Here is a 25,686-nt window from a genome sequence, read left to right on the forward strand (position 1 = left end):
AGGGGATTTTGGGGAATTTTGCAAAGGTCTCATCACCACCATCATTGAATTTCCCCGTCAAACGAAAAACGCAGGCCGTCTGAAAGCCTGCGTTTTTCGATTCGGACGGGGAATCCGACTTTTCAGACGGCCTGTCCGCCGCAAAATCGGGTCGATGCGCGTCATTTCCACGCCAACGCCGCATCGTAAAGCGATTTTTTGTTCTCACCGCAGATTTCGGCAGCCAGCGCGGCGGCCTGTTTGGTGGGCAACCGGGCGGACAGAATCTTCATCACGCGCAACGCCTCTGCCGACAAACCGGCGTTTTTCTCCCGCACCGCCGGATGCAGAATCAACACCATTTCGCCGCGCGCCTGATTGCCGTCGTCCGCCAAGGCCGTCTGAATATCGCTTACCGTGCCGCACAAAAAGGTTTCAAACGTTTTCGTCAGCTCGCGCGCCAGCGTCAGCCGCCGCTGCGGGAACACGGCCGCCATATCGGCCAGAGCCGCCCCGATACGGTGCGGCGTTTCAAACATCACCACCGGATAGTCCGCTTCCGACCACTTCTCGAACAGCTTGCGCCGTTCGCCCGATTTCGGCGGCAGGAAACCGTTGAAATAAAAATCCGACTCGGACACACCCGCCCCGCTCAAAGCCGCCATCACCGCACTCGCGCCAACCACGGGCACGACATTGAACCCTGCCCCGCGCACCCGCGCCGCCAGCCGCGCGCCCGGGTCGCACACCGCAGGCGTGCCCGCATCCGACACCTGGGCCACAATCAGGCCGTCTGAAAGCGCGGCCACCACCTTGTCGGCCATCTGCTGCTCGTTGTGTTCGCGCACACTCATCAGTTTCGCCTGAATGCCGTAGGCAGCAAGCAGCTGGGCGGTAACGCGCGTATCCTCGGCGCAAACCAAATCGGCACGACCCAGCACAGCCAACGCGCGTAGCGTGATGTCGGCCAAATTGCCGATGGGCGTGGCCACCACATATAAGGCGGGCTGCAAACTGCCTGCGGCTTTATTCAAAAATTTCTCTATCATGGGCGTTGCCTGTCGCAAATTTTAAAAGAGGCCGTCTGAAAGCGGGGCTTCAACGGAGTCCAAACGCATTTTCAGACGGCCTGCAAACCTGTAAAAGCCGCATTCTAACAAAACCGTCCTGCAAACGCTTGTATTTACATCGGCAGAGTATCCCCGTATTATCCGCCCCACCTGCGGCAAACCGCCCGCACCGACCACGGAAACCCCATGCGCCTGAACCACCCGAGCGGACAGGCGGCGGAAGATACCGCCGCACATTTTCTGGAAAAGCAAGACTGCCGCATCATCGCCCGCAACTGGCACTGCCCGTTCGGGGAAATCGACCTGATTGCCGAACAAAGCGGCACCCTGCTGTTTGTCGAAGTCAAATACCGCCGCAGCGCGGCCTTCGGCGGCACGGCATACAGCATCACACCGTCCAAACTGGCCAAACTGCAAAAAAGCGCGGAATACTACCTGCAGCAGCACCGCAAAGGGCGTACGGACTGCCGTTTGGACGCCGTCTTAATCGAAGGCGGGAATCCCCCCGTCTGGCTGCAAAACATCACAGGATAAAAATTTATGACCACCCTTCAAGAACGCGTACGCGCCCATTTCGAAGAAAGCATCGCCGCCAAACGGCAAACCGTCGAAGTGCTGGCCGAACCGACGGCCGAAGCCGCCATGATGCTGATCGAATGCCTGATGAACGACGGCAAAATCCTCGTCTGCGGCAACGGCGGCTCGGCGGCCGACGCGCAACACTTCGCTGCCGAACTGACCGGCCGTTTTGAAAAAGAACGCATGGAACTGGCCGCAATCGCCCTCACCACCGACACCTCCGCCCTCACCGCCATCGGCAACGACTACGGCTTCGAACACATCTTCAGCAAACAAGTCCGCGCACTCGGCCGCCCCGGCGACGTCCTGCTGGGCATCTCCACCTCCGGCAATTCCGGCAACGTCATCGAAGCGATTAAAGCCGCCCACGAACGCGACATGCGCATCCTCGCCTTCACCGGCCGAGACGGCGGGAAAATCGCCGCCATGCTCAAAGACAACGACATCCTGCTCAACGTCCCCCACCCGCGCACCGCCCGCATCCAAGAAAACCACATCGTACTGGTGCACGCCCTGTGCGACTGCATCGACACCGTACTCATGGAAGGCATGTAAGGCCGTCTGAAACCCACCCTGCGGTAGAAAACAGACCCTTCAAACCGAAACATCCGCATCCGCAACAAAGGCCGTCTGAAAACGGAGCCGAAAACCATTTCAGACGGCCTTTCCCCATTCCGCTATAATCCACGCCTTTCAGACGGCCTTCAAACACCATGACCACCTACTCCCTATTCGTTACCTGCCCGCGCGGGCTGGAAAGCGTCCTGCACGCCGAACTTGCCGCCCAAGGCTGCACCGACCTCGCCCCCACCGACGGCGGCATCGCCTGCACCGGCGGCCTCGAACAAGTTTACCGCGCCAACCTGCACAGCCGCACCGCCGGCCGCGTCCTGCTGCGCCTGACCAAAGCCCCCTACCGCACCGAACACGACATCTACAAACCCGCGCGCAACATCCGCTGGCAAGACTGGTTCACCCCAGCGGACAGCATCAAAGTTCATGTGGAAAGCAAACGCGCCCGCATCAAAAACCCCGCCTTCGTCGGCCTGAAAATCAAAGACGCAGTGTGCGACAGCCAGCGCGACAGCTTCGGCGAACGCTCGTCCGTAGACAAACAACAACCCGACATCCGCATACACGCCTTCCTCGACGACAAAACCGTCCAAATCTTCATCGACACGTCGGGCGAAGCCCTGTTCAAACGCGGCTACCGCCAAGACACCGGCGAAGCCCCGCTGCGCGAAAACCTGGCCGCCGGCCTCCTGCTGCTGGCCGGATACGACGGCAGCCAACCCTTCCAAGACCCCTTCTGCGGCAGCGGCACCATCGCCATCGAAGCCGCGCTCATCGCCCTGAACCGCGCACCCGGCATCATGCGCCGTTTCGGCTTTGAAAAACTGCAAAAACACGACCCCGCCCTGTGGCAGCGCATCAAACAACAGGCACGGGAAGCCGCCCGAAACAGGCCGTCTGAAAACATCGCCGCATCCGACAACGACCGCGCCATGACCCGCGCCGCACGGCAAAACGCCCGCTTCGCCGAAGTGGACGGCTTCATCGACATCACCGACCGCGATGCACAAGACGCACGGCCGAATGGCCAAGGCGGCATCATGCTGTCCAACCCGCCCTACGGCGAACGCCTGGCCGAAATCCAAGCCCTGCACGCACTCTACCCCCAACTGGGCGGCTGGCTGAAGCAGCACTACGCAAGCTGGACCATCGGCATGTTTACCGGCGACCGCGACATGCCCAAACTGATGCGCCTGAACCCAAAACGCAAAATCCCGCTCTACAACGGCAATCTCGACTGCCGCCTGTTCCTGCTCGACATGGTGGCGGGCAGCAACCGCTGAACAAAGGCCATCTGAAAAACAAAAAACGCGACGTTTCAACACACAAAGCACAGCCCCCTGTGCCGCCCGCCATACATTCATTCCGATTCCTCCGCCTCCAAAGGGCGGGGTTTCAACCATTAAGGAAGTCTTAATGAACCCGCAAGAACCCGTCCGCCTGTCCAAACGCATGGCCGAACTCAAACTCTGCTCCCGCCGCGAAGCCGACGGCTATATCGAACAAGGCTGGGTCAAAGTAAACGGCCGAACCGCCGTACTCGGCCAAAAAGTAAAGGCCGCCGACCGCATCGAACTGGCCAAGCAGGCACACGAAACACAGGCACAGCGCGTAACCGTCCTGCTCAACAAACCCGTCGGCTACGTCAGTGGCCAGCCCGAAAAAGACTACCGCGCCGCCGTCGAACTCATCACCGCCGAAAACCGCTGGGACGGCGACACCAGCCGCATCCCCTACCGCGACGGCCACAAAAAAGGCCTGGCGCCCGCCGGCCGGCTCGACATCGACTCCGTCGGCCTGCTGGTACTCACCCAAGACGGCCGCATCGCCAAACAACTCATCAGCGGCGACAGCGGCATCGAAAAAGAATACCTCGTGCGCGTCAAAGGCCGCCTGAGCGAAGAAGGCCTGCGCCTGCTCAACTACGGCCTGAGCCTGGACGGCGAAAAACTGCGTCCCGCCAAAGTCGAATGGCAAAACGAAGACCAACTGCGCTTCATCCTCAAACAAGGCAAAAAACGCCAAATCCGCCGCATGTGCGAACTGGTCGGCCTGCGCGTTACCGGCCTGAAACGCATCCGCATGGGGCAGGTAAAACTCGGCGCGCTGCCGCCGGGCAAATGGCGTTATCTGGGGAAAGACGAACGTTTTTAAAAACGCCGGACATGAAAACACCGCATATCGACGAAGCCCGTTTTGCCAGCCTGTCCCTCATCGGCAGCCTGGCCGTCATCCCTGCCGCAGCGGCATGGCGCAGCCATGTCATCCCCGAACATTTCGGCTGGGCATTACCGTCATCATTACCTCCGGCGTCGCCACGGTGGACTTCATCAACCAGTTCAAAGTCGACTACGCCGTATTGAGCACGCACGGCGTGGAAGGCGACGGCTCGCTGCTTGATTACGACTACAAAGAAGTAAGCGTGATGCAGGCGATGATGGCCAACGCACGGGTGCGCTTCCTCGGCGTGGATCACAGCAAATTCCAGTCGCACGCGCTGGTGCGGCTGGGCGACATCACCGATTTCGACAGGGTCTTCACCGACCGCGCTCCCGACGGGGAAATGCAGAAAATCCTCACCACCGCGGGCGTGGAATGGTTGGTTCCCGAAATCTGCCAACATGCAACGGAAACAGCAAAGGATGAAAAATGAAACTATGGTCTTCGACAACCAGCCCCTATGTGCGCAAAGTGCGCGCCGCCGCCATCCATCACGGGCTGGAAAACCGGATAGAACCGGTAACCGTCAAATCGTCGTTCGCCGCCGAATCGGCGCACAACCAAGACAACCCGCTCGGCCGCATCCCCGTATTGCAGCTCGATAACGGCGAATGGCTGTTCAACAGCAACGTCATCGCCGAATACCTCGATTCCGTCGGGCAGGGCGCGACGCTTTACCCGCAAGACGCAAGCCGCTGGCAGGTGTTGAACCTGCACGCGCTGGCGGAAGGGCTGCTGGAAAACACCGTCGCCATGATTGCCGAAAAAATGCTGCGTCCCGAAAACGAATGGTGGACGGCGCGGCACGAACAAATCAAACAACGCAACGCGCGCACCGTCCCCGTGTTGGCCGAGCATCTGCAACCCTTCGGCACGCAGCTCAATATCGGCACGCTGTTTGCCGTGTGCGCCGTCGACTTCCTGCTGTTCAGGGACAATTTGACCGGTGCCGCCGGATTGGCGGGCATTTCTGAACTGAAGGCGTGGGCGGATGAAATGAATGCGCTGCATCCCTGTCTGGCCGCAACCAAACCCCGTGTTTCAGCCTGATGCCGTGCGGGGCCGTCTGAAAAAAGGTTTCAGACGGCCTGATTTCTAAAACGGCACGACTCAGGTAAAATAGCCGATTTCGATTTCCCGTTCGGGCGGCAGGCCGTCTGAAAAATACATTCGCCGGATTCCATCATGCTCAATAAAGAACAATTCGCGGACAACCATTTCATCCGCACCCTCATCGAAGAAGACTTAAAAAGCGGCAAACACGAAGCCATCCAAACCCGCTTCCCGCCCGAACCCAACGGCTATCTGCACATCGGCCACGCCAAATCCATCTGCCTGAACTTCGGTTTGGCATATATTTACGACGGCTTGTGCAACCTGCGTTTCGACGATACCAACCCCGAAAAAGAAAACGACGAATACGTCAACTCCATCAAAGAAGACGTCGAGTGGCTCGGTTTCCATTGGGCGGGCGAGCCGCGTTTCGCTTCCAACTATTTCGACCAGCTTTACGACTACGCCGTCGGTTTAATCAAAGACGGCAAAGCGTATGTCGATGATTTGACGCCCGAAGAAATGCGCGAATACCGCGGTACGCTGACCGAAGCGGGCAAAAACAGTCCTTACCGCGACCGCAGCATCGAAGAAAACCTCGACCTGTTCACACGCATGAAAAACGGCGAATTCCCCGACGGCAGCAAAACCCTGCGCCTGAAAATCGACATGGCATCAGGCAACATCAATATGCGCGACCCCGTCATCTACCGCATCCGCCGCGCCCATCACCACAACACCGGCGACAAATGGTGCATCTACCCGATGTACGACTACACGCATTGCATTTCCGATGCCATCGAAGGCATCACGCATTCCTTGTGTACGCTCGAATTTGAAGCCCACCGTCCGCTGTACGACTGGGTGTTGGACAACATCCCCGCGCCGCACGCCACCCGCCCGCGCCAATACGAGTTTTCCCGTTTGGAGCTTTTATATTCCATCACGTCCAAACGCAAGCTGAACCAACTGGTTTCAGACGGCCACGTTGCCGGCTGGGACGATCCGCGTATGCCGACGATTTCCGGTATGCGCCGCCGCGGCTACACGCCCGAAGGCCTGCGCCTGTTTGCCAAACGTGCCGGCATTTCCAAATCTGAAAACATCGTTGATATGAGCGTGTTGGAAGGCGCGATTCGCGAGGAGCTGGAAAACTCCGCCCCGCGCATGATGGCCGTGCTGAATCCGCTCAAGGTAGCGCTCACCAACTACGATGCCGCCCGAGCCGAAAGCCGCACCGCGCCGTATCACCCGAACCGCGAAGACATGGGCAGCCGCGAACTGCCGATTTCGTCCACGCTCTACATCGAAGCCGACGATTTCAGCGAAAACCCACCCAAAGGCTGGAAACGCCTGACCCTCGGCGGCGAAGTGCGCCTGCGCCACAGCTATGTGATGAAGTGCGACGAAGTGGTGAAAGACGCCGACGGCAACATCGTCGAACTCAAATGCAGCTTGGATTACGACACCTTGGGCAAAAATCCCGAAGGCCGCAAAGTGAAAGGCGTGATTCACTGGCTCTCCGCCGAACACGCCGTGCCCGCCACCGTGCGCCTGTACGACCGCCTGTTCACCGAACCCCGTCCCGATGCCGTGCGCGGCGAAGACGGCGAATACCTGCCGTTCACCGATTTCCTCAACCCCGAATCGGCTAAAGAAATCACCGCCTACGTTGAAGCCGCCGCCAACGATTTGCCTGCGGAGAGCCGCTGGCAGTTTGAACGGCTGGGCTATTTCGTCACCGACCGCAAAGACCACAGCCCCGAGCATCCCGTGTTCAACCGCACGGTAACGCTGAAAGACTCTTGGCAGCCTAAGTAATCTGTTTGCAGCAGCTGCACTGAAAGGCCGTCTGAAAACTTGGAATCTGGTTTTCAGACGGCCTTTGTTGATAAAGGAATGAGATGGAGCATTATTCTGTACATTTGAAGCTGCTGGGGATGGCGGTGTTGTGGGGTGCGTCTTGGCCGATGGGGCGGATGCTGGGACAGTCGCTTCCGCCGCTGACGGGCGGGGCGGTTCGGTTTGTGCTGGCTTCGGTTTTGCTGTTGGGCTGGTTGTTTGCGCGCAGCAGGTTTGCGACTTTGGCGGCTTTGTCGGCGCGGCAATGGCTGGGCTTGACGGCGGCCGCTTCCGTCGGTGTGTGCGGCTATGCGATATTTTTTATGCTCGGTTTGCAGGCGATGCCGGCGGGTAAGGCGGCGGTGGTCGTGGCGGTGAATCCCGTGCTGACGCTGCTGCTGGCGGCTTGGCTTTTCGGCGAACGGTTAAACGCGAAGATTTTGGCGGGTATGCTGTTGGCGGTCTGTGGTGCGATAACGGCGGTAACGCAAGGGCAGCCGTTGACGGTATTGTCGGGCGGCATCAAGGCGGGGGAGTGGCTGATTTTCGGCTGCGTGGTCTGTTGGGCGGCTTATACTTTAATCGGGCGCGCGGTCTTGCGCGGGATAGACGCGCTGACGGTAACGGCGGCAACTTCGCTTATCGGCGCGCTGATGTTGTCGGTGGTGGCGTTGTGGGTCGATGGATTGCCGTTTGATGCAATGGCGGCGATGGGTGCACGCGGTTGGACTGCCTTGGCGTGGTTGGTCATCGGTGCGACGGTATTGGCCTACGCGTGGTATTTTGAAGGCGTGAAGATTTTGGGCGCAGGCAACGCGGCGGCGTATATTACGCTCGTGCCGATTTTCGGCATGCTCAGCTCGGCATGGGTTTTGGGCGAACCGCTGCATATTTCGCTGGTTGCGGGTTGCGTGGCGGCGGTCGGCGGCATGACGTTGATGCGGTACGGGCAGAAGGCCGTCTGAAACGCTGTTTCGAGTGTTTTTACTTTATTGGAATTGGGTTTCCGCTGTCCGGCCGTTTTTCTATCCCGCCGGCTGAACCAATACCCACGGTGCCACCACCACCGCCCACATTTCACGGTTTTCCGCCCAAAACGCGGCGGCCTGTGCTTCACTGACCATGCCGAACTTCCCTTCCGCCATCAGCTTGGAAATTTCACGGCCGTCGTCGTCAGCAACCAGCCGGGCAACGGCAACCAAATCGAGTTCGGGAGCGACATACACCGCCGTACCGCGCGCGAAATGGACTTGCAAATCCGCCCAGGCAATGCGGGCGGTTTCCAGATTCAGTTTGTCGTTCAGATACGGTTCGCTCACGGCAGGCTCCCAAAAAGCCGCGGATTATACGCAGCTTGGATTTACAAAGAAACTGTTACACAGTATCATGCGAATCTTTATTTACAGCCGCACGGCCGGACACAGAGGCCGTCTGAAAACAGCAGCCGGCAAATATATTTCAATCAATAAGATACGGGCTTCCGGCTAAAAAACCGCACGCCCTGTCGCAAACCGCAAGGCCGTCTGAAACGGCTGGCAGCAGAAAATGAATATTTTATTAAGCGGATTACCCCGGCGGCTGCTTTTGGCCGCCACGGCTTTGGCCGTCGTATGGGGCGTTTATTTCTGGGCGACCTCATCATCATGATCGCAATCGAAAACCTGACCGTCAGCTATCAGCGCAAACCGGCGGTACACCATGTGGACATGCAGTTCGACGATGCCTCGATGTGGGCGATTTTCGGCCCCAACGGCGCGGGAAAATCCACCCTGCTCAAGGCCGTGATGGGGCTGCTCAAATGCAATACGGGCAAAGTGTCGTGGCAGGGCATTGCCCGCCGCGACATCGCCTACCTGCCGCAGCAGGCCGACATCGACCGCAGCCAGCCGATGACGGTATTTGAATTGGCCGCCATGGGTTTGTGGTACGAAATCGGCTTTTTCGGCGGCGTAAATGCGGCGCAGAAAAAACGCGTGATGCAGGCACTCGAACGGGTGGAAATGGCGGAATTCGCCCACCGGCAAATCGGCCACCTTTCCAACGGCCAGTTCCAGCGCGTACTGTTTGCGCGGATGCTGGCGCAGGATGCAAAATTCCTGCTGCTCGACGAACCTTTCAACGCGGTGGACGCAAAAACCACTTACGCCCTTTTGGACGTCCTCCGCCACTGCAACAACGAAGGCCGCGCCGTCATCGCCGTTTTGCACGACTACGAACAAGTGCGCTCCTATTTCCCGAACACCCTGCTCATCGCGCGGGAAAAAATCACGGCAGGAAAAACGGAAGACGTACTGACCGACAGCTTTCTGCAACAGGCCAACGCCGCCATGCAAAAACACGATTACGCGCAATGGTGCGCTGCCTGACAGCCTTTTTCAGACGGCCTCCCGCGCTTCGGGCCGTTTCGGCGGAAACATAACCGCATCAATAAAAAACAAAAATACATGGATATAAACTTATACGAATGGCTGATCGAACCGTTTGCCGAGTTTGATTTTATGCGCTACGCCCTGGCCTCCGTGGTATTCCTCGCACTGAGTGCCGCGCCCGTGGGCGTATTCCTCGTGATGCGGCGCATGAGCCTGGTCGGCGACGCGCTCGGCCATGCCGTCCTGCCCGGCGCGGCCGTCGGCTATATGATAGGCGGCCTCAGCCTGCCCGCCATGAGTGCGGGCGGTTTTGTCGCCGGCATGGTGATGGCCCTGCTGGCCGGCCTAGTCAGCCGCTTTACCGATTTGAAGGAAGATGCCAACTTTGCCGCCTTCTACCTGACCAGCCTGGCCATCGGCGTGCTGCTGGTCAGCATGGGCGGCAGCAATATCGACCTGCTGCACCTGTTGTTCGGCTCGATTTTGGCCGTAGACCTGCCCGCCCTGACTTTGGTCGCTTCCGTCGCCAGCACCACGATTGTCACGCTGGCCGTGATTTACCGCCCGCTGCTGCTGGAAAGCATAGACCCCCTGTTTTTAAGGGCGGTAAACGGCAAAGGCGGACTGTGGCACCTGATTTTCCTCGTCTTGGTCGTCATGAACCTGGTGGCCGGATTTCAGGCTTTGGGTACGCTGATGGCGGTCGGCCTGATGATGATTCCGGCGATTACCGCCCGCCTGTGGGCGCGCAACATGGGTATGCTGATGCTGCTTTCCGTCATCTTCGCGCTGCTGTGCGGGCTGGCGGGGCTGCTGTTTTCCTACCACGTCGAAATCCCGTCCGGCCCGGCCATCATCCTGTTTTGCGGCGGCTGGTACACACTGTCGGTCATCTTCGGCTGGGAGGGCGGCCTCCTGACCAAATGGCTGCGCCGCAGCCGCCACCGGCAGTTTTAAAAACCGTTTGATCAAACCGCCGGGCCGGACAAATCTTTCAGACGGCCTGCGTACGGATAAAGAAGCACCGTTCAAACCACAATACGGCGGAGCCCTTCCGCCGCCCACTAAGAAAGGATTAGAAATGAAACATTGGAAACTGTCCCTGTGCGCCCTTTTGGTGGCAGGCAGCGTATCGGCCGAACCGCTGAACGTCGTCAGCAGCTTCAGCATTTTGGGCGACGTCGCCAAACAGATCGGCGGCGACAAAGTGGCCGTCACCAACCTTGTCGGCCCCGACCAAGACTCGCACGTTTACAACATCACCAGCGGCGACATCAAAAAAATCCGTTCGGCCAAACTGGTGCTGCTCAACGGACTGGGCTTCGAATCGGGCGAAATGACCCGTGCCGTCAAACAAAGCAAAGTCAATTACGCCGAAGCCGCAGCCGGCATCAAAGCCATGACGGCCGACCACGACCACGACCATGATCACGACCACGGCGGCCACAACCACGATCACGGCCGCTACGACCCGCACGTTTGGAGCGACCCTTCCCTGATGCCGAAATACGCGGCCAACGTTGCCGAAGCCCTGATTAAGGCCGACCCGCAGAACAAAACCTATTACAACCAGCGCCTGCAAAGCTACACCAAAGAACTGCAACAGCTCGATACCTATGCCAAAACGCAGTTCGACCGCATCCCGGCCGGCCGCCGCAAAGTACTGACCGGCCATGAAGCCTTCGGTTATATGGGCAAACGCTACAACATCAAATTCTATGCGCCGCAAGGCATCAATACCGAAGCGGAACCGTCGGCCAAACACGTCGCCGCTCTCATCCGCCAGGTCAAACAAGAAGGCATCAAAGCCGTGTTTACCGAAAACATCAAAGACTCCCGGATGCTCGAACGCATTGCCAAAGAATCAGGCAGCACCATCGGCGGCAAACTGTACTCCGACGCATTGAGCAAGACCGCACCGGCCAACACCTACACCGGCATGATCCGTTACAATGTCGATTCATTGGTTAAAGCCATGAAATAACCGCCCGGGTACCGGAGAGGCCGTCTGAAACCCTTTTTCAGACGGCCTGTACAAAACACCGCCCATACAAGGCGGACAACCTGCAAACAAGCATTTGACATTTACGCTAACTTGCAGTTTAATCACCGAAATTGACAGACACGCCGATTTGATACAGCTTGCGGGCGTTATAGCCGAATCCCCGCGCAACCGATTAACAGGCGGCAGGCCGAAAACGGTACGAACAGTACGGACACGGCAGGCCGGCATCGTGGCCGTTGCACGGATTCCGCTATACAACAGCTAAAGCTTACAGAGTTTTTTATTAAGCTGTTTTTTTAAAGCCCGTTGTCGTGTACATCGGGCTTCGTTTATTCAAGTACGACATTATGATTATCCTGGACAACGTTTCCAAACATTACCAAACGCGCGACAAAACCCGTTTTGCCGCCGTCGAGCCGACCAGCCTCGAAATCCAAGACGGCGAAATCTTCGGCCTGATGGGCTATTCCGGCGCGGGCAAGTCTACCCTGTTGCGACTGATTAACCTGTTAGAACGTCCCGACAGCGGCAAGGTCAATGTGTGCGGACAAGAGCTGACCGCGCTTGATGCCGCTGCATTGCGTCAGGCGCGGCAGAATATCGGCATGGTGTTTCAGCAGTTCAATCTTTTGAGCAACCGCACCGTTGCCGACAATGTCGCCTTTCCTTTGGAAATCGCCGGATGGTCGTCTGAAAAAATCAAAGAACGCGTCAAAGAATGCCTTGAAATCGTCGGTCTGACCGAACGCGCCGACCACTACCCCGCCCAGCTTTCCGGTGGTCAGAAACAACGTGTCGGCATCGCCCGTGCGCTCGCGCCCAAACCCCAAGTCATCCTCGCCGACGAACCCACTTCCGCCCTCGACCCCGCCACCACGCGCAGCGTCTTGGAATGTTTGGAAGACATCAACAAACGCTTCAACGTCACCATCGTCATCGTGACCCACGAAATGAGCGTCATCCGTCGCCTGTGCGACCGCGCCGCCCTCTTGAATAAAGGCAAAGTGGTGGAAATCGTCGAAGTACGCGGCAACCAAATCCACGCCCAATCCGAAATCGGGCGCGAACTGATTCGGGAGGATTGATATGGCAGACTTAACATTCGAACAAGCCGTTTCCACCATCGTCGGCATGAAAGACGAAATCGTCCGCGCTTTGGGTGAAACCTTCGTCATGGTCGGGCTGTCCACCATGATTGCCGTCATCTTCGGCACCCTCTTGGGCGTCCTGCTTTTCGTCACTTCCAACCGCCAGCTTCATTACAACAAGCCGGTGAATTTCCTGTTTGACAACTTAGTCAACCTGATGCGCGCCTTCCCCTTCGTCATCCTGATGATTGCCATGATACCCGCCACCCGCGCCATCGTCGGCAGCACCATCGGTCCGATTGCCGCCTCGCTGGTATTGAGCGTGTCCGGCCTGTTTTACTTCGCCCGACTGGTGGAACAAAACCTGCGCGAAGTCCCCAAAGGCGTGATTGAAGCCGCCACCGCCATGGGCGCATCGCCGCTTGCCATCGTCCGTAAAGTCCTCTTGAACGAAGCGCGCGCCGGCATGGTTTCCAGCATCACCGTCCTCGCCATCGGCCTGCTCTCGTACAGCGCGGCTGCGGGCATGATAGGTGGCGGCGGCTTGGGCGACCTTGCCATCCGCTACGGCTACTACCGCTACCAAACCGAAGTCATTATTTTCATCGTCGCCATCCTCGTGCTGCTCGTTATCCTGATACAAAGCATCGGCAACGCACTGGCGCGGAAATTGGACAAACGTTAAAAGCCGAAAAAGGCCGTCTGAAAACATAGGATTCGACATCGGATTTGGATAAGCCCGTCTCCCCCACACTTGGTTTTGAGGCCGTCTGAAAATCCGAAACGGCAACATGATGATGCCCGTCCTATCGTGTGAAACGCCGGAAAATTCAAATCGGGCATCTTCATCCGGCAAAACCGATCCGCATCTTGCCGTTTCGTTTCCTCCAACTGACAAATCGTTTAAAATCACGCCTTTTCCCAATAGCCATACAGGCCGTCTGAAAACGCATCTGCCTTTTTCAGACGGCCTCCCACCCCGCATCAATCAAGGAGCAAAAAATGCAACAAAGCTTATTCTTCAAAACTTTCTCAATTTCCGCCCTCGCCCTCGCGCTGGCCGCCTGCGGCGGGCAAAGCCAAGGCGGTTCCGACAAAGCCTCCGGCACGCAGGCCGCTTCCAGCACTCCCGCCGTTTCCGCAGAGAAGAAAGACATCGTCATCGGTACCACCGTCGGCGATTTCGGCGACATGGTGAAAGACCAAATCCAACCGGCAATGGCGAAAAAAGGCTACAACGTCAAACTGGTCGAATTTACCGACTACGTCCGCCCCAACCTCGCTCTGGCCGAAGGCGAGCTGGACATCAACGTCTTCCAGCACAAACCCTATCTGGACAACTTCAAAGCCGAACATAAACTCGACCTGACCGAAGTCTTCCAAGTGCCCACCGCACCTTTGGGCATTTACCCGGGCAAACTGAAATCATTGGACGAAGTCAAAGAAGGCAGCAGCGTTTCCGCACCGAACGACCCTTCTAACTTCGCCCGCGCACTGGTGATGCTCGACAACGTCGGCTGGATCAAACTCAAAGAAGGCGTCAATCCGCTAACCGCATCGAAAAACGACATTGCCGCCAACCCGAAAAACATTAAAATCGTCGAACTGGAAGCCGCGCAACTGCCGCGCAGCCGTCAGGATGTCGATTTCGCCATCGTTACCGGCAACTACGCCACCAGCAGCGGCATGAAACTGACCGAAGCCCTGTTCCAAGAACCGAGCTTCGCCTATGTGAACTGGTCTGCCGTCAAAACCGCCGACAAAGACAGCCAATGGGTGAAAGACATCACCGAGGCTTATAATTCCGACGAGTTCAAAGCCTATGCCCACAAACGCTTCGCCGGCTACAAATACCCCGCCATCTGGGGTGAGGGCGCGGCAGAAGGAGCCAAAGCCGAAGCCGCTTCCACCGCCTCAGCGGCCAAGTGAGCCTGCTTGAAAAAGGCCGTCTGAAAAAACCAAACGGGTTTTTCAGACGGCCTTTCGTTTGCCCTTATCCGTCAGCGCGAATGAACCATATCGGCGGGGACGACCAGTTCGTCAAACTCTTCGCCGGTCAGCAAGCCCAACTCGACGGCGGTTTCGCGCAGCGATTTGTCGTTTTTATAGGCGGTTTTAGCGACTTTGGCGGCGTTTTCGTAGCCGATTTTACGGTTTAACGCAGTAACGAGCATCAGGGAATGGTGCAGGAAATAGTCGATTTTTTCCGGTACGGGTTCGATGCCGGCGGCGCAGTTTTCATTGAAGCTGTTGCACGCATCGCCCAACAGGCGGATGGATTGCAATAGGTTGTAGGCGATAACGGGCATATAGACGTTCAGCTCGAAATTGCCCGACGCGCCCGCCATGCCGATGGTAACGTCGTTGCCGAACACTTGGCAGCACACCATGGTCATCGCCTCGCATTGGGTCGGATTGACTTTGCCCGGCATGATGGACGAACCCGGCTCGTTTTCGGGAATTTTGATTTCGCCCAAACCGCAGCGCGGGCCGCTTGCCAGCCAGCGGATGTCATTGGCGATTTTGTTCAGGCTTGCCGCCAGCGTTTTCAATGTGCCCGAAGCGGCAACGGCGGCATCGCGTCCGCCCAAGGCTTCAAATTTGTTTGGCGCGCTGACAAACGGCAGGCCGGACAATTCGGCGAGTTTGGCGGCGGCTTTTTCGGCGTATTCGGGATGGCTGTTCAAACCCGTGCCAACTGCTGTGCCGCCCAAAGCGAGTTCATACAAGTCTTTAAGCGCATCGTTCAGACGACCTAAGCCGTGGTCGAGCTGGGAAACGTAGCCGGAAAATTCTTGTCCCAAAGTCAGCGGCGTCGCGTCCTGCAAGTGGGTACGGCCGATTTTGACGATGGGGGCGAAGGCTTGGGCTTTTTTGTCCAAGGTGTCGCGCAGGGCTTTTACCGCCGGAATAAGGTGGCGGTTGATTTCAATCGCGGCAGCGACGTGGATGGCGGTCGGGAACGCGTCGTTGGTCGATTGCGCGTGGTTCACATGGTCGTTGGGATGGACGGGCTGATACGCCGCCAAACCCGTACCGGCGATTTCGTTGGCGCGATTTGCCAACACTTCGTTCATGTTCATATTGGACTGCGTGCCGGAGCCAGTCTGCCAAACCACTAAAGGAAACTGCCCGTCGAGCTTGCCGTTCAACACGTCATCCGCCGCCTGCGTAATCAAATCCGCCTGCTCAGGCTTAATCCTGCCGAGGGAAACATTGGTGGCGGCGGCGGCTTTTTTCACCAGCGCCAAAGCATAAATCAGCGGCTGCGGCAGGGTTTCGCCGCCGATTTTGAAATTGTTGCGGCTGCGCTGGGTCTGCGCGCCCCAATAGGCTTCGGACGGGACTTCGACATTGCCCATGGTGTCGTGTTCGGTACGGGTGCTCATCACTCTTCTCCTTAAAATCGAAACGGAAAAATAGACAACGATATTGCTGTCTTCTTAATAAATAATTATAGCTATCATTTGCGCGATTTTGCAATTCCGATATAGGCAGGCAAACCACACTGATGCCGTGCCGCGCCGGACAATTCGATCCGCCTGACAGTTTATTAGTAATTTCACCGCAAACATGTTTTAATGCGCCCTCATCCAACGCACAAGGAGAAAACCGTGTCCCGCGCCCCCATCATCCACTCCCTGCTCGACACCGACCTTTACAAATTCACCATGCTGCAAGTCGTGCTGCACCAATTTCCGCAGGCGCACGGCGTATACGAATTCCGCTGCCGCAACAATGCGGACACCGTTTACCCGCTGGCGGAAATCAAAAGCGATTTGGAGGCCGAACTCGACGCGCTGTGCACCCTGAAATTCACGCAGGACGAATTGGACTACCTGCGCGGCCTGCGGTTCATCAAAAGCGATTTTGTCGATTATCTCGAACTGTTCCAGCTCAAACGCCGCTTCGTAACGGTCACGGCCGACGAGGCCGGCCGACTGCACATCCGTGTCGAAGGACCGATGATACAGGCCATGTTCTTTGAAATTTACATCTTGGCCATCGTCAACGAACTCTACTTCCGCCGTTTGGAAACGCCCGAAGTGCTGGCCGAAGGCGAACGCCGCCTGCAAGAAAAGGCGGCCCGCCTGAAAACCTTTGCCGACAGCCAAGATCCCGCAGACCCGCCGTTTCTCATTTCCGACTTCGGCACCCGCCGCCGCTACAACCTTAAGTGGCAGGAACACGTCATCCGCACCTTCCACCAGGCCGCACCCGAAATCTTTCGCGGCACCAGCAATGTTTATCTGGCCAAAAAACTCGGCCTGACCCCCATCGGCACGATGGCGCACGAATTTTTGCAGGCCTTCCAGGCCTTAGACGTGCGCCTGCGCAATTTTCAGACGGCCGCACTCGAAGCCTGGGTACACGAATATCGCGGCGACTTGGGCATCGCGCTGACAGACGTGGTCGGCATGGACGCCTTCCTGCGCGATTTCGACCTCTACTTCGCCAAACTCTTCGACGGCCTGCGCCATGACAGCGGCGACCCCTACGAATGGGGCGACAAAGCCTATGCTCATTACAAAAAACTCAAAATCGACAGCCGCACCAAAATGCTCACCTTTTCAGACGGCCTTGACATCGAACGTTCATGGGCGTTGCACCAATATTTCAAAGACCGCTTCAAAACCAGCTTCGGCATCGGCACCAACCTCACCAACGACCTCGGCCACACGCCGCTGAACATTGTCTTGAAACTGGTGGAATGCAACGGCCAGTCCGTCGCCAAGCTGTCCGACAGCCCGGGCAAAACCATGACCGACAACGACACCTTCCTCGCCTACCTGCGCCAAACCTTCCAAATACCCGAACCGAAATAAACGGCAGGCCGTCTGAAACCCATGTTTCAGACGGCCTTTTATGGTCTGCAACATCATGAAAACCTATAAAATTAGCCCGAACTACCTTCGTTTCTTTCTCGATATTTCAACCATTTACGAAGCATACGGCTACGAAGGCTGCGACTGTGAATACACCGAATTGTGCAGCCTGAACTTTGCCAACCGCAACAGCGTTCGCCGCTGGGTAAACAAATACCTCCGCCCCCTGTTTCAAGAATACTCCCCCGCCCGCCAACTCCGTATCAAAGAAAGCTTCCGTTACGGCCTGAACTTCTGGTCAGACGAAACATTGCGCCGTTGCGCAGACGACTGGCTGGACGGCACAAACGCAACCTCCGTACGCCAACGCTGCCAGGAAATCTGGAACGACCTGTTCGACGGCGAATACAGCGGCATTGACGATGCTGCCGCATACGAAACCATAGAAACCGAATCAAACGACCCCTTCAACAACTGGAACGGCAAAAAGCCCGTCGGCTGACCTGCCTGTCCAAACAGCAAACCCGACATGAAAGGACATTCAATGGACATCGAAAAAACCAACCGCGCCATACCGCACCCGCTGCTTAAAACCGTCGTAATAGCGACCGTACTCGCCCTCACTGCCTGCGGCACGCACAACCCGCCGCAACGACAGCTACCCGGCTCGGCAAGAACAAAAGAGCGAATAATGCCGCAGGCTGCCGCCGCCAATAAAATGATGGTCATGCGCCATGCCGAATATGCATCTGACACAGGCCTGCTCAAACAAGAAGCCCTGAACATACTGCCCACCGATACCGAACGCTACCAAAAACAGCCCGACCAGCCCGTCAAAGCCGTTGCCCAAGAACCCGTTTCCACCTTCAGCATCGACGTCGATACCGGCAGCTATGCAAACGTGCGCCGCTTTTTAAACAACGGCAGACTGCCGCCCGAAGACGCGGTCAGGATAGAGGAAATCGTCAACTACTTCCCCTACAACTACCCGTTGCCGACCGGCGCGCACCCCTTCGCCGTCCACACCCAAACCGTCGATTCGCCGTGGCAGCCCGAGGCCAAACTCATCAAAATCGGCATACAGGCGCAAGACTTGGCGAAAAAGGAACTGCCGCCGGCCAACCTGGTCTTCTTAATAGACATATCCGGCAGCATGAACAGCCCCGAAAAACTGCCCCTGGTGAAAAAAACCCTGCGCATCCTAACCGAACAGTTGCGCCCCCAAGACAAAGTTACCCTGATTACCTACGCATCAGGCGAGGAACTCGTCCTGCCGCCGACTTCGGGCCGCAATAAAGACGAAATCCTGCGCGCCATCAACAAACTGCAGGCGGGCGGCGCGACAGCGGGCGAATCCGCACTGAAAATGGCTTATGAACAGGCGCAAAAAGCCTATGTTAAAAACGGCATCAACCGCATTCTGCTGGCTACCGACGGCGACTTCAACGTCGGCGTGGCCGATACCGAAGCCCTGAAATCCATGGTGGCGGAAAAACGCAAAAGCGGCATCTCGCTCACCACGCTGGGTTTCGGCACGGGCAATTACAACGAAGACATGATGGAGCAAATCGCCGATGCGGGTGACGGCAATTACAGCTACATCGACAACGAAAAAGAAGCCAAAAAAGTCCTTCAGCTCCAGCTGACCTCCACCCTCGCCACCGTGGCGCAGGACGTGAAAATCCAAGTCGAATTCAACCCCGCCACGGTTAAGGAATACCGCCTGGTCGGCTACACCAACCGCACCCTGCGCAACGAAGACTTCAACAACGACAAAGTGGATGCGGGCGACATCGGCTCCGGCCACAGCGTAACCGCCATCTACGAAATCATCCCGCAGGGCAAACAAGGCTGGCTGAACGAATCGCGCTACCAAAAAGCCCCGGCGGTATCGGGCGGCAAAAACGAATACGCCTTTGTCAAAGTACGCTACAAACTGCCCGGCCAAAGCACCAGCAAACTCATCGAGCAGGCCGTTCCCGCCGTCAGCATCCCGCTGGCCCAGGCTGATGAAGACACCCGCCTCGCGCTGGCTGCCGCGTCTTACGCCCAAGCCCTGCGCGGCGGCGAATACAACGGCAAGCTGGATTGGGACGCCATCGAACAAATGGCCAAACAGACCAAAGGCAAAGACCCCTTCGGCCTTCAGGAAGAATTTGTCGAATTGGTGAAAATTGCCAAAAGCCTGAGCAGCAAACGGGTGCAGGAACAATAAGGAAGAAGCCGGAGTCCTGACAAAGAGGCCGTCTGAAAATGCAAAACTGCATTTTCAGACGGCCTCTTTATGCCTTGTATAACGATTTTAAGGCTGTTTCGCCAAAACAGGCATCGTATTCTGCGTTGCCGACAAAGCCTGCTTTCTCTGTTCTTCGGCTTTCTCCTTCTCGCCTGTTTCATCAAACACTTTGGCCAAAGCCAGCCGTGCCTGAACGCTGTCGCGTGCGGAAATGCCCGCTTCCAGATACCCGCGTGCTTTGCCCCACAATTGCTTGCTATAGGCCAACTGGCCGAGATACACGAGCAGGTCGGCATCCTGCGGGCTGTTTTGCAGCCAGCCTTCGGCGGCATCAATGGCTTTACGCTGTTCTTTGTCGTCCAAATAAGCCACGCTTTGGGCAAAAGGCGGCAACAGTTCTGCCTGACGGTTTTGCGGATAATGCTTTTCCACCCACGAGGCGGCTGATGCATAAAGGCCGAGCTTTTCGTATTTTTCCGCTATCGCCGCACAAAGCGCGCCGGATTTTTGTTCCTCTGGAATACGCTTCAATGCGGCTTTCAGGCTGTCGGCATCCGTGGCCGACGCCAGCAGGCGGCGGTAGGCCCAATCGTGGTATTCGCCCGCTTCATGCGGATTGACGGCTTTTTGTTTTTGCAATTCGTCGGTTTTGTCCAACACTTCGACCGCATCGCCGTGATCGAAGGCATAACGCAGTTGCAGCCGCAGCAGGCGGGTTAGACGAGGATTGATTTTAGCTGCGGCGGCCAGGTTGTTGGAAGCTTCGGGGTAGTCGCGGCGGTTCAACGCGCCTTCGGCAAGCAGCAGGTAACGCGAAAGCTGGTTGGCCTGCGGCAGGGCGGAAATTTCGTCCAGGTAGCGGGCGCGCAAGGCTTCGTCGTTCATGTGGTCGGCGGCATGGGCGGCAATCATCAACGCCAAAGCGCGGCTCTCGCCGGCCTCTTTGTTTTTCAGCACTTTGGCCGCTTCCTGCTCGGCTTTTTGGTATTTGCCTTCGAAATAAGCCAAACCGGCGGCGTTCAGGTTGCTGCCGGCCTTGCGGCTTTTACGCGCGCTGCCGAAACGGCTCAACCGGGCGGGAATATTAAACAATCCGCCCATCAGTTGAACCACGATATACAGCAGGACGACGAATAAAATCAGTGCCGGCACAAACAGCATCAAGTCCAGCCGCGCCAGCGTGTTGCCGACGACGAAATACACGTTGCCGTTGAACAGTGTGGATGCGATCGACAAACCGACGGCGACGGCAAACAGGATGATAATCCACAACAGGCTTTTCATGCCGCACCGCCTTTCGCTTTGCCCGGTTCGGAAGCTTTATTTCCTGCAGGTTTGGCCGGCTTGGCGGCTTCGTTTGCTTTGGGTTCGGCGGGCTTCGCGGATTTAGCCGCTTCGGCGGGTTTCGCCGGCTCGGAAGCCGAATGCTCGGCAGGCTTGGCGGCTTTGTCAGCCTTGTTTTCGCCGTCCTGCCCTTTGGCTTCGGATGCCGCTTTTTCAGCAGGCGCGGAGGCCGCCTGTGCCGCAGGGGCGTTATCGGAAGCGGCTTTTTCGGCCGGCACGGAAGCCGGAACTTCGGCAGGAGCCACGGATTTCAGATCGGGCAGCTGAATGCTTTGCGTACCGCGCACGGTATCCTGATAGTTGCGTACGGCGGCCAGGCTGGCTTTCAGGGATTCGTTCGATACCGTCCTCATATCGAGCGATTTCAGTTCGGCCAACTCTTTCAGCCATGCCTGAGTGGCGGGGGACTGGTTGTCGAAATATTGTTTCACCGTTGCTTCGGCGTTGTTCAAATCGCTCAGGAACACTTCGCCGTTGTGCTGCATCAGGGCGATACGTGCGTCCAACAGGCGCAGGCGGAGGTTTTCGCGCACGAAGTAGGCTTGTTCGGGAGCCAGCAGCATGGCGTCGCCGTTGTTCAGCTTGCGCACTTCAACCAAATTGCCCAGCCCGTGCAGGGTTTTGTTCCATGTGCGCTGCCACCAGGAGGCATTCGGGTCTTCCTGCGGGGCGGCTTCGGCCTGTCCGGGCTGCAGGGTACTTTCCAACACCAGCGGCATGCCGGCAACGGCTGTTTCCAGACGGTCCAGACGCAGGGCCGTGCCGGAGATGTCCAGATACGGCTGGTTTTTCAAGGCCGCCAAATCGCTGCTGACGGCCTGTTTGATCGGCAGCAGGTCGGCCTGTTCGAAGCGGCTCAAACGGCTTTCGATATTTTCGAGCACGGTAACGGCCACCGGCACGTTGCCCGACAGCAAGAGCTGTTGGGCGGCCATGTTCAGTGTGGCTTCGGTTTCATCCACCAGCCAGTCGGCGCGGTTGCGCAACAGTTCCTGATAGGCGCGGTTGGCTGCTTCGATTTGTTCTTTATTGGCTCTTTGTCCGTCGGCAATCTGCTGCAACGCGGCGGCAAGCTCGCTTTGCCTGCGGCTGTTTTCTTTCAGGATTTGGGCGTTTTCGCTTTCGCCCACCGCAGCCTGGTCGATTTTTTGGTTGAAGGCTGTTTCCTGGTTTTTCAATACGTTCTGCCCTTGGACGAACAGGAAGCCGCCTGTACCCAAGGCCAACAGCGACAATACCAGCGCGCCGACAGCCAAACCTTTGCCGCCGGATTCGCGGATGATGACCGGCGCGGGAGCCTGTGGGGGCTCGGGCGTTTTTTCCGCTTCTGCACGCGGAGGGGGTGTTTTGCCGCCGGATGGGCTTTCAGACGGCCTGTCTTTCTGAAGGCCGTCTGAAACGGTGTTTTTCGGGTTTTCCATGTTTTCGCCGCCGTTGTTTACGGCCTGTTCGGTTTCTTGTCCGCTCATCGGTTTTGCTCCGCGTAACGATTTAAAGTGTCAATGTCCAGCGCGGGAATCAGTTCTACCCGTGTCGCACCGGCGGCACGGAGTGCCTCGGCCACGCGCTGATGGTGGGTGAAGTATAGCAAGGATTGCAGCTTTTGCGTGAACGGCGGCGGTGCGGCGGCAAACAGCAGGCGCACGGATTCGGCCGAGGTAATCCACGCCGCATCGGGCGGTGCGGCGGCAAACTGCGTCCAATCGGGTTCGAGAGGCCGTCTGAAATACACTTCGGCGGTTTGGACGTTGAAGCCGCGCAAGGTAAGCTGATGTGCGAGAAATTCGCGTCCGCCGTGGCCTCTGACAATCAATACGGCCACACCCTGCGGCAGGGTTTGCCACAACGGCAGCCGCAAAACGGCTTCGCTGTCGTTGCCGTCGTCGGGGAAACAGACCGGGGTGCGGCTGTACGCCTGCAATGCGCGCGCGCTGCTGCCGCCGACGGCTATCTGCGGCGGGCTGCAGTCTGAAAATTCGAGGTGCGGCGCAGCCACGGCCACGGCCGAAGGGCTGACCCAAAACACGGCGGAGGCCGTCTGAAACTGCCCGGGCAGGCGGGCGAGTGCATCCGCGTCGGCTTCGATGGCAAACGGGCTGAATATGCTGCCCTGCCAGCCTGCGGCGGTACAGGTTTGCCGGTCGGCGGCGGCTTGGGCGGCGGGTCGGATTATCAGGAGGGTAGGCATGGTCGGACGGATAAAATGGGATTGGGTTGGCGGGAACGGATACAAGGTTTTCAGACGGCCTTCGTTTGGCTCTTGCCGCCTGCCGAAAACTGATACGGTTGCCATGTTTTACAAGGGCGGCAGTCTGTTTGCGCTCTGTTTATATATTGCTTTTTGTTTCTGCGATACGGGCTGGAATTTTCTGCTTTCCGTTATTTACATATGCCGACCGGCATTTGATATTTTCAAACGGCCTCCGAGGTTTAGAGGCCGTCTGAAAACGGCGGCAGGGCAAACTTTTATTGCTGTTCCGCCAAAACGGCCGCTATCAGTTCTTCCGCACCGTCGTCGGCCAGGCGTTTGGCCACGGCTCGGCCGAGTGCGTCGGCATAGGCGGCCGGGGCTTGGGCGGAGGCTTCGATGATGACGGAGCCGTCGGGATGGCCGACCAGTCCGTTGAGGGTCAGAAGGCCGTCTTCCATCACGCAATAAGCCGCCAGCGGTACTTGGCAGCTCCCGCCCAGCGCGCGTGCAAGGGCGCGTTCGGCGGTAACGCAGGCGGCGGTTTCTTCATGGTTCAGCGGACGCAGGATGTCGGTAAGGTCGGTGCGTCGGGCGGCGATTTCGATGCCCAATGCGCCCTGCCCTGCCGCGGGCAGGCTGTCGGCCGGCGAGAGGATTTCGCGGATGCGGCCGTCCAAGCCCAGGCGTTGCAGGCCGGCGGCGGCAAGGATGACGGCATCGTAATCGCCGTTGTCGAGCTTGGACAGGCGGGTTTGGACGTTGCCGCGCAGGGGGTTGATGGTCAGGTGCGGGAACTTCGCCCGCAGTTGTGCTTCGCGGCGCAGGCTGGATGTGCCGACGATTGCGCCTTCGGGCATTTCTTCCAAACGCGCATATTGATTGGATACGAATGCGTCAAACGGGCTGGCGCGTTCGCCGATTGCCGCCAGTGCGAACCCTTCCGGCAGTTCCATCGGCACGTCTTTGATGGAATGGACGGCCAAATCGGCACAGCCGTCTTGCAGTGCCTGTTCGAGTTCTTTGATAAACAGGCCTTTGCCGCCGATTTTCGACAATGTGCGGTCGAGGATTTGGTCGCCGCGCGTCGTCATGCCCAGAATTTCCACTTCGCAGTCGGGATACAGGGCTTTCAGACGGCCTTTGATGTGTTCTGCCTGCCACATCGCCAGCATGCTTTCCCTGCTGGCGATAACCAGTTTTTTCGGTGTGTTCATCGGTTTTCCTTAAATGGGATGTGCGGGCCGTCTGAAAACAAACGGACTTTTCAGACGGCCGAGAGGGGATGTTTCAGGCGGTTTCGACGTACAGCGAGATTTTCGGCGTGTACAGCATGTCGAGGGTGGGCTGATTGATCAAATCGGACAGGGTGAATTTGTCGAGGTGCGCGAGAAACGCCCGTCCGGCATCGTTTAATATATTGCTGAGCCGGCAGCAGGAAGTCAGCAGGCAGTGGTTATCCGCGCCCATGCATTCCACCAGTTTCATCGGTTCTATGTGGCGCACCACGTCGCCGATAACGATGCCTTCCGCCGAACGGCTCAAGCGCAGGCCGCCGCCCTTGCCGCGCACGCTGTCTAAAAAACCGCCTTTTACCAAGGCGGTGGCCACTTTCATCAGGTGGCTTCTGGAAATGCCGTAAACTTCGGCGATGGTCGCGATATTGACCAGTTCTTCGCTGTTGGCGGCCGCATAGGCCAAAACGCGTAGGGCGTAGTCGGTTTGTTGAGTTAGGTACATATTGCAAGCGTGGTGTTAAAGTTTCATAATATCTGCAACATTATACACAAACGACACGCCACCACTAAGACAAAAAACCATGAAACGACACCCCATACTGGTCCCCCTGTCGCATGAGCATCATCACACACTCGCCCTATGCGCCCGCATCCTGCGCCATCCCGAACTCAACCATTCGGCCGACATCAACGAACACTACGTCGGCCTGATGCCCCATTTCGAACACGAAGAAACCATGTTCGCCCCGTTGTGGCACGACTTGAACCGCGACGACCTGCGCGCCCGTTTTGAAAACGAACACGCCGTGCTGCGCGCCATGCACGCCGCGCCGGAATACGACAATCCGTTATGGAACGTCGAGTTCGCCACCCTGCTGCGCGACCATGCCCGCTTTGAAGAACGCGAGCTGTTCCCCGCCATCGAAAAACTACTGCCGCCCTCCGGCTGAGTGCGGAAAATCTCTGAGAAACCGTTTCGGAGGTTTTCAGACGGTCTCAACACTTCCCGTACGGCCTTTACACATTTATTTTAAAACGGCAGATAGGCCGTCTGAAAAAGCGCATTTGTTTTTTCA

General features: G+C 57.6%; 25 protein-coding genes and 1 pseudogene. 18 read left to right on the forward strand and 8 right to left on the reverse strand.

Annotated features, from left to right (window positions below; all coding sequences use genetic code 11):
- Positions 1-161: 161 nt before the first annotated feature.
- On the reverse strand, positions 162-1,028 hold the full coding sequence (gene rsmI / locus HMPREF3107_RS01255) for a 16S rRNA (cytidine(1402)-2'-O)-methyltransferase (RefSeq protein WP_070452421.1): 867 nt from the start codon (positions 1,026-1,028) through the stop codon (positions 162-164).
- 207 nt (positions 1,029-1,235) lie between these two features.
- Between rsmI and HMPREF3107_RS01260 the strand changes: the two genes are divergently transcribed.
- The 8 genes and pseudogenes from HMPREF3107_RS01260 (at position 1,236) to HMPREF3107_RS01295 (ending at position 8,281) form a co-directional block, all read left to right on the forward strand.
- Entirely contained in the window at positions 1,236-1,583 is a 348-nt protein-coding gene (locus tag HMPREF3107_RS01260; RefSeq protein WP_070452425.1) for a YraN family protein, read from the forward strand.
- Positions 1,584-1,589: 6 nt separating this feature from the next.
- A complete protein-coding gene (locus HMPREF3107_RS01265) occupies positions 1,590-2,183 on the forward strand; it encodes a phosphoheptose isomerase (protein ID WP_003773546.1) in 594 nt (197 codons plus the stop codon).
- A 158-nt stretch (positions 2,184-2,341) separates the two neighbouring features.
- Entirely contained in the window at positions 2,342-3,484 is a 1,143-nt protein-coding gene (locus HMPREF3107_RS01270; protein WP_070452427.1) for a THUMP domain-containing class I SAM-dependent RNA methyltransferase, read from the forward strand.
- A 133-nt stretch (positions 3,485-3,617) separates the two neighbouring features.
- The gene (locus HMPREF3107_RS01275) at positions 3,618-4,355 is read left to right on the forward strand and encodes a pseudouridine synthase (RefSeq protein ID WP_070452430.1); all 738 of its coding nucleotides are present in this window, start codon (positions 3,618-3,620) and stop codon (positions 4,353-4,355) included.
- A gap of 124 nt (positions 4,356-4,479) precedes the next feature.
- A pseudogene (locus HMPREF3107_RS01280) lies at positions 4,480-4,854 on the forward strand (DeoR family transcriptional regulator); the annotation flags it as partial.
- Positions 4,851-5,471, forward strand: coding sequence for a glutathione S-transferase (locus HMPREF3107_RS01285; RefSeq protein WP_070452432.1), 621 nt, complete (start codon positions 4,851-4,853; stop codon positions 5,469-5,471). The pseudogene HMPREF3107_RS01280 and the gene HMPREF3107_RS01285, both read left to right, overlap by 4 nt.
- Positions 5,472-5,606: 135 nt before the next feature.
- Positions 5,607-7,295: a glutamine--tRNA ligase/YqeY domain fusion protein gene (locus HMPREF3107_RS01290; RefSeq protein WP_070452435.1), complete on the forward strand. Its 1,689-nt coding sequence runs from the start codon at positions 5,607-5,609 to the stop codon at positions 7,293-7,295.
- Positions 7,296-7,378: 83 nt separating this feature from the next.
- Positions 7,379-8,281 carry a DMT family transporter gene (locus HMPREF3107_RS01295; protein WP_070452439.1) on the forward strand — a complete coding sequence of 301 codons (903 nt, stop codon included), beginning with the start codon at positions 7,379-7,381 and terminating at the stop codon, positions 8,279-8,281.
- A 60-nt stretch (positions 8,282-8,341) separates the two neighbouring features.
- Here HMPREF3107_RS01295 and HMPREF3107_RS01300 read toward each other — a convergent pair whose 3' ends face one another.
- A complete protein-coding gene (locus tag HMPREF3107_RS01300) occupies positions 8,342-8,635 on the reverse strand; it encodes a DUF2288 domain-containing protein (RefSeq protein ID WP_070452442.1) in 294 nt (97 codons plus the stop codon).
- Between the two features lie 321 nt (positions 8,636-8,956).
- On the opposite strand from HMPREF3107_RS01300, the gene HMPREF3107_RS01305 reads away from it, so the two are divergent.
- From HMPREF3107_RS01305 to HMPREF3107_RS01330, 6 genes are all read left to right on the forward strand, one after another.
- Complete coding sequence (locus tag HMPREF3107_RS01305; RefSeq protein ID WP_141742800.1) at positions 8,957-9,682, forward strand: metal ABC transporter ATP-binding protein; 726 nt, start codon at positions 8,957-8,959, stop codon at positions 9,680-9,682.
- 78 nt (positions 9,683-9,760) lie between these two features.
- A complete protein-coding gene (locus HMPREF3107_RS01310; protein WP_371327470.1) occupies positions 9,761-10,642 on the forward strand; it encodes a metal ABC transporter permease in 882 nt (293 codons plus the stop codon).
- 124 nt (positions 10,643-10,766) lie between these two features.
- Positions 10,767-11,669, forward strand: coding sequence for a metal ABC transporter solute-binding protein, Zn/Mn family (locus HMPREF3107_RS01315; protein WP_070452446.1), 903 nt, complete (start codon positions 10,767-10,769; stop codon positions 11,667-11,669).
- A gap of 368 nt (positions 11,670-12,037) precedes the next feature.
- Positions 12,038-12,775, forward strand: coding sequence for a methionine ABC transporter ATP-binding protein (locus HMPREF3107_RS01320; protein WP_070452449.1), 738 nt, complete (start codon positions 12,038-12,040; stop codon positions 12,773-12,775).
- A 1-nt stretch (position 12,776) separates the two neighbouring features.
- Positions 12,777-13,463, forward strand: coding sequence for a methionine ABC transporter permease (locus HMPREF3107_RS01325; RefSeq protein ID WP_070452452.1), 687 nt, complete (start codon positions 12,777-12,779; stop codon positions 13,461-13,463).
- A 317-nt stretch (positions 13,464-13,780) separates the two neighbouring features.
- Positions 13,781-14,707, forward strand: coding sequence for a MetQ/NlpA family ABC transporter substrate-binding protein (locus HMPREF3107_RS01330; protein WP_070452456.1), 927 nt, complete (start codon positions 13,781-13,783; stop codon positions 14,705-14,707).
- A 71-nt stretch (positions 14,708-14,778) separates the two neighbouring features.
- Here HMPREF3107_RS01330 and fumC read toward each other — a convergent pair whose 3' ends face one another.
- The gene (gene fumC, locus HMPREF3107_RS01335; RefSeq protein WP_070452459.1) at positions 14,779-16,167 is read right to left on the reverse strand and encodes a class II fumarate hydratase; all 1,389 of its coding nucleotides are present in this window, start codon (positions 16,165-16,167) and stop codon (positions 14,779-14,781) included.
- A 225-nt stretch (positions 16,168-16,392) separates the two neighbouring features.
- Between fumC and pncB the strand changes: the two genes are divergently transcribed.
- Genes pncB through HMPREF3107_RS01350 form a run of 3 tightly spaced genes read left to right on the forward strand, consistent with a single transcriptional unit; the run spans position 16,393 to position 19,819 of the window.
- Positions 16,393-17,604, forward strand: a complete 1,212-nt coding sequence (gene pncB, locus HMPREF3107_RS01340; RefSeq protein ID WP_256364786.1) for a nicotinate phosphoribosyltransferase — start codon at positions 16,393-16,395, stop codon at positions 17,602-17,604.
- Between the two features lie 55 nt (positions 17,605-17,659).
- Positions 17,660-18,106 carry a hypothetical protein gene (locus tag HMPREF3107_RS01345; RefSeq protein WP_141742799.1) on the forward strand — a complete coding sequence of 149 codons (447 nt, stop codon included), beginning with the start codon at positions 17,660-17,662 and terminating at the stop codon, positions 18,104-18,106.
- 42 nt (positions 18,107-18,148) lie between these two features.
- A complete protein-coding gene (locus HMPREF3107_RS01350; RefSeq protein WP_246828555.1) occupies positions 18,149-19,819 on the forward strand; it encodes a vWA domain-containing protein in 1,671 nt (556 codons plus the stop codon).
- Positions 19,820-19,906: 87 nt separating this feature from the next.
- Here the strand turns inward: HMPREF3107_RS01350 and HMPREF3107_RS01355 are convergent, their stop codons facing one another.
- The 5 genes from HMPREF3107_RS01355 to HMPREF3107_RS01375 form a co-directional block, all read right to left on the reverse strand.
- The gene (locus HMPREF3107_RS01355; RefSeq protein ID WP_070452468.1) at positions 19,907-21,124 is read right to left on the reverse strand and encodes a heme biosynthesis HemY N-terminal domain-containing protein; all 1,218 of its coding nucleotides are present in this window, start codon (positions 21,122-21,124) and stop codon (positions 19,907-19,909) included.
- A complete protein-coding gene (locus HMPREF3107_RS01360; protein WP_083284579.1) occupies positions 21,121-22,605 on the reverse strand; it encodes a uroporphyrinogen-III C-methyltransferase in 1,485 nt (494 codons plus the stop codon). The genes HMPREF3107_RS01355 and HMPREF3107_RS01360 overlap by 4 nt, the downstream gene beginning before the upstream one ends.
- 44 nt (positions 22,606-22,649) lie before the next feature.
- Positions 22,650-23,477: a uroporphyrinogen-III synthase gene (locus HMPREF3107_RS01365; protein ID WP_246828556.1), complete on the reverse strand. Its 828-nt coding sequence runs from the start codon at positions 23,475-23,477 to the stop codon at positions 22,650-22,652.
- 173 nt (positions 23,478-23,650) lie between these two features.
- Entirely contained in the window at positions 23,651-24,589 is a 939-nt protein-coding gene (gene hemC, locus HMPREF3107_RS01370) for a hydroxymethylbilane synthase (RefSeq protein WP_070452479.1), read from the reverse strand.
- 73 nt (positions 24,590-24,662) lie between these two features.
- Positions 24,663-25,112 (reverse strand): Rrf2 family transcriptional regulator, encoded by a 450-nt coding sequence (locus HMPREF3107_RS01375; RefSeq protein ID WP_049248246.1) that lies wholly within the window; start codon positions 25,110-25,112, stop codon positions 24,663-24,665.
- 79 nt (positions 25,113-25,191) lie between these two features.
- On the opposite strand from HMPREF3107_RS01375, the gene HMPREF3107_RS01380 reads away from it, so the two are divergent.
- Positions 25,192-25,560, forward strand: a complete 369-nt coding sequence (locus tag HMPREF3107_RS01380) for a hemerythrin domain-containing protein (protein ID WP_070452482.1) — start codon at positions 25,192-25,194, stop codon at positions 25,558-25,560.
- Positions 25,561-25,686: the final 126 nt, after the last annotated feature.

This window comes from Neisseria sp. HMSC31F04, assembly GCF_001807735.1.
Taxonomy (GTDB): Bacteria; Pseudomonadota; Gammaproteobacteria; order Burkholderiales; family Neisseriaceae; genus Neisseria; species Neisseria elongata.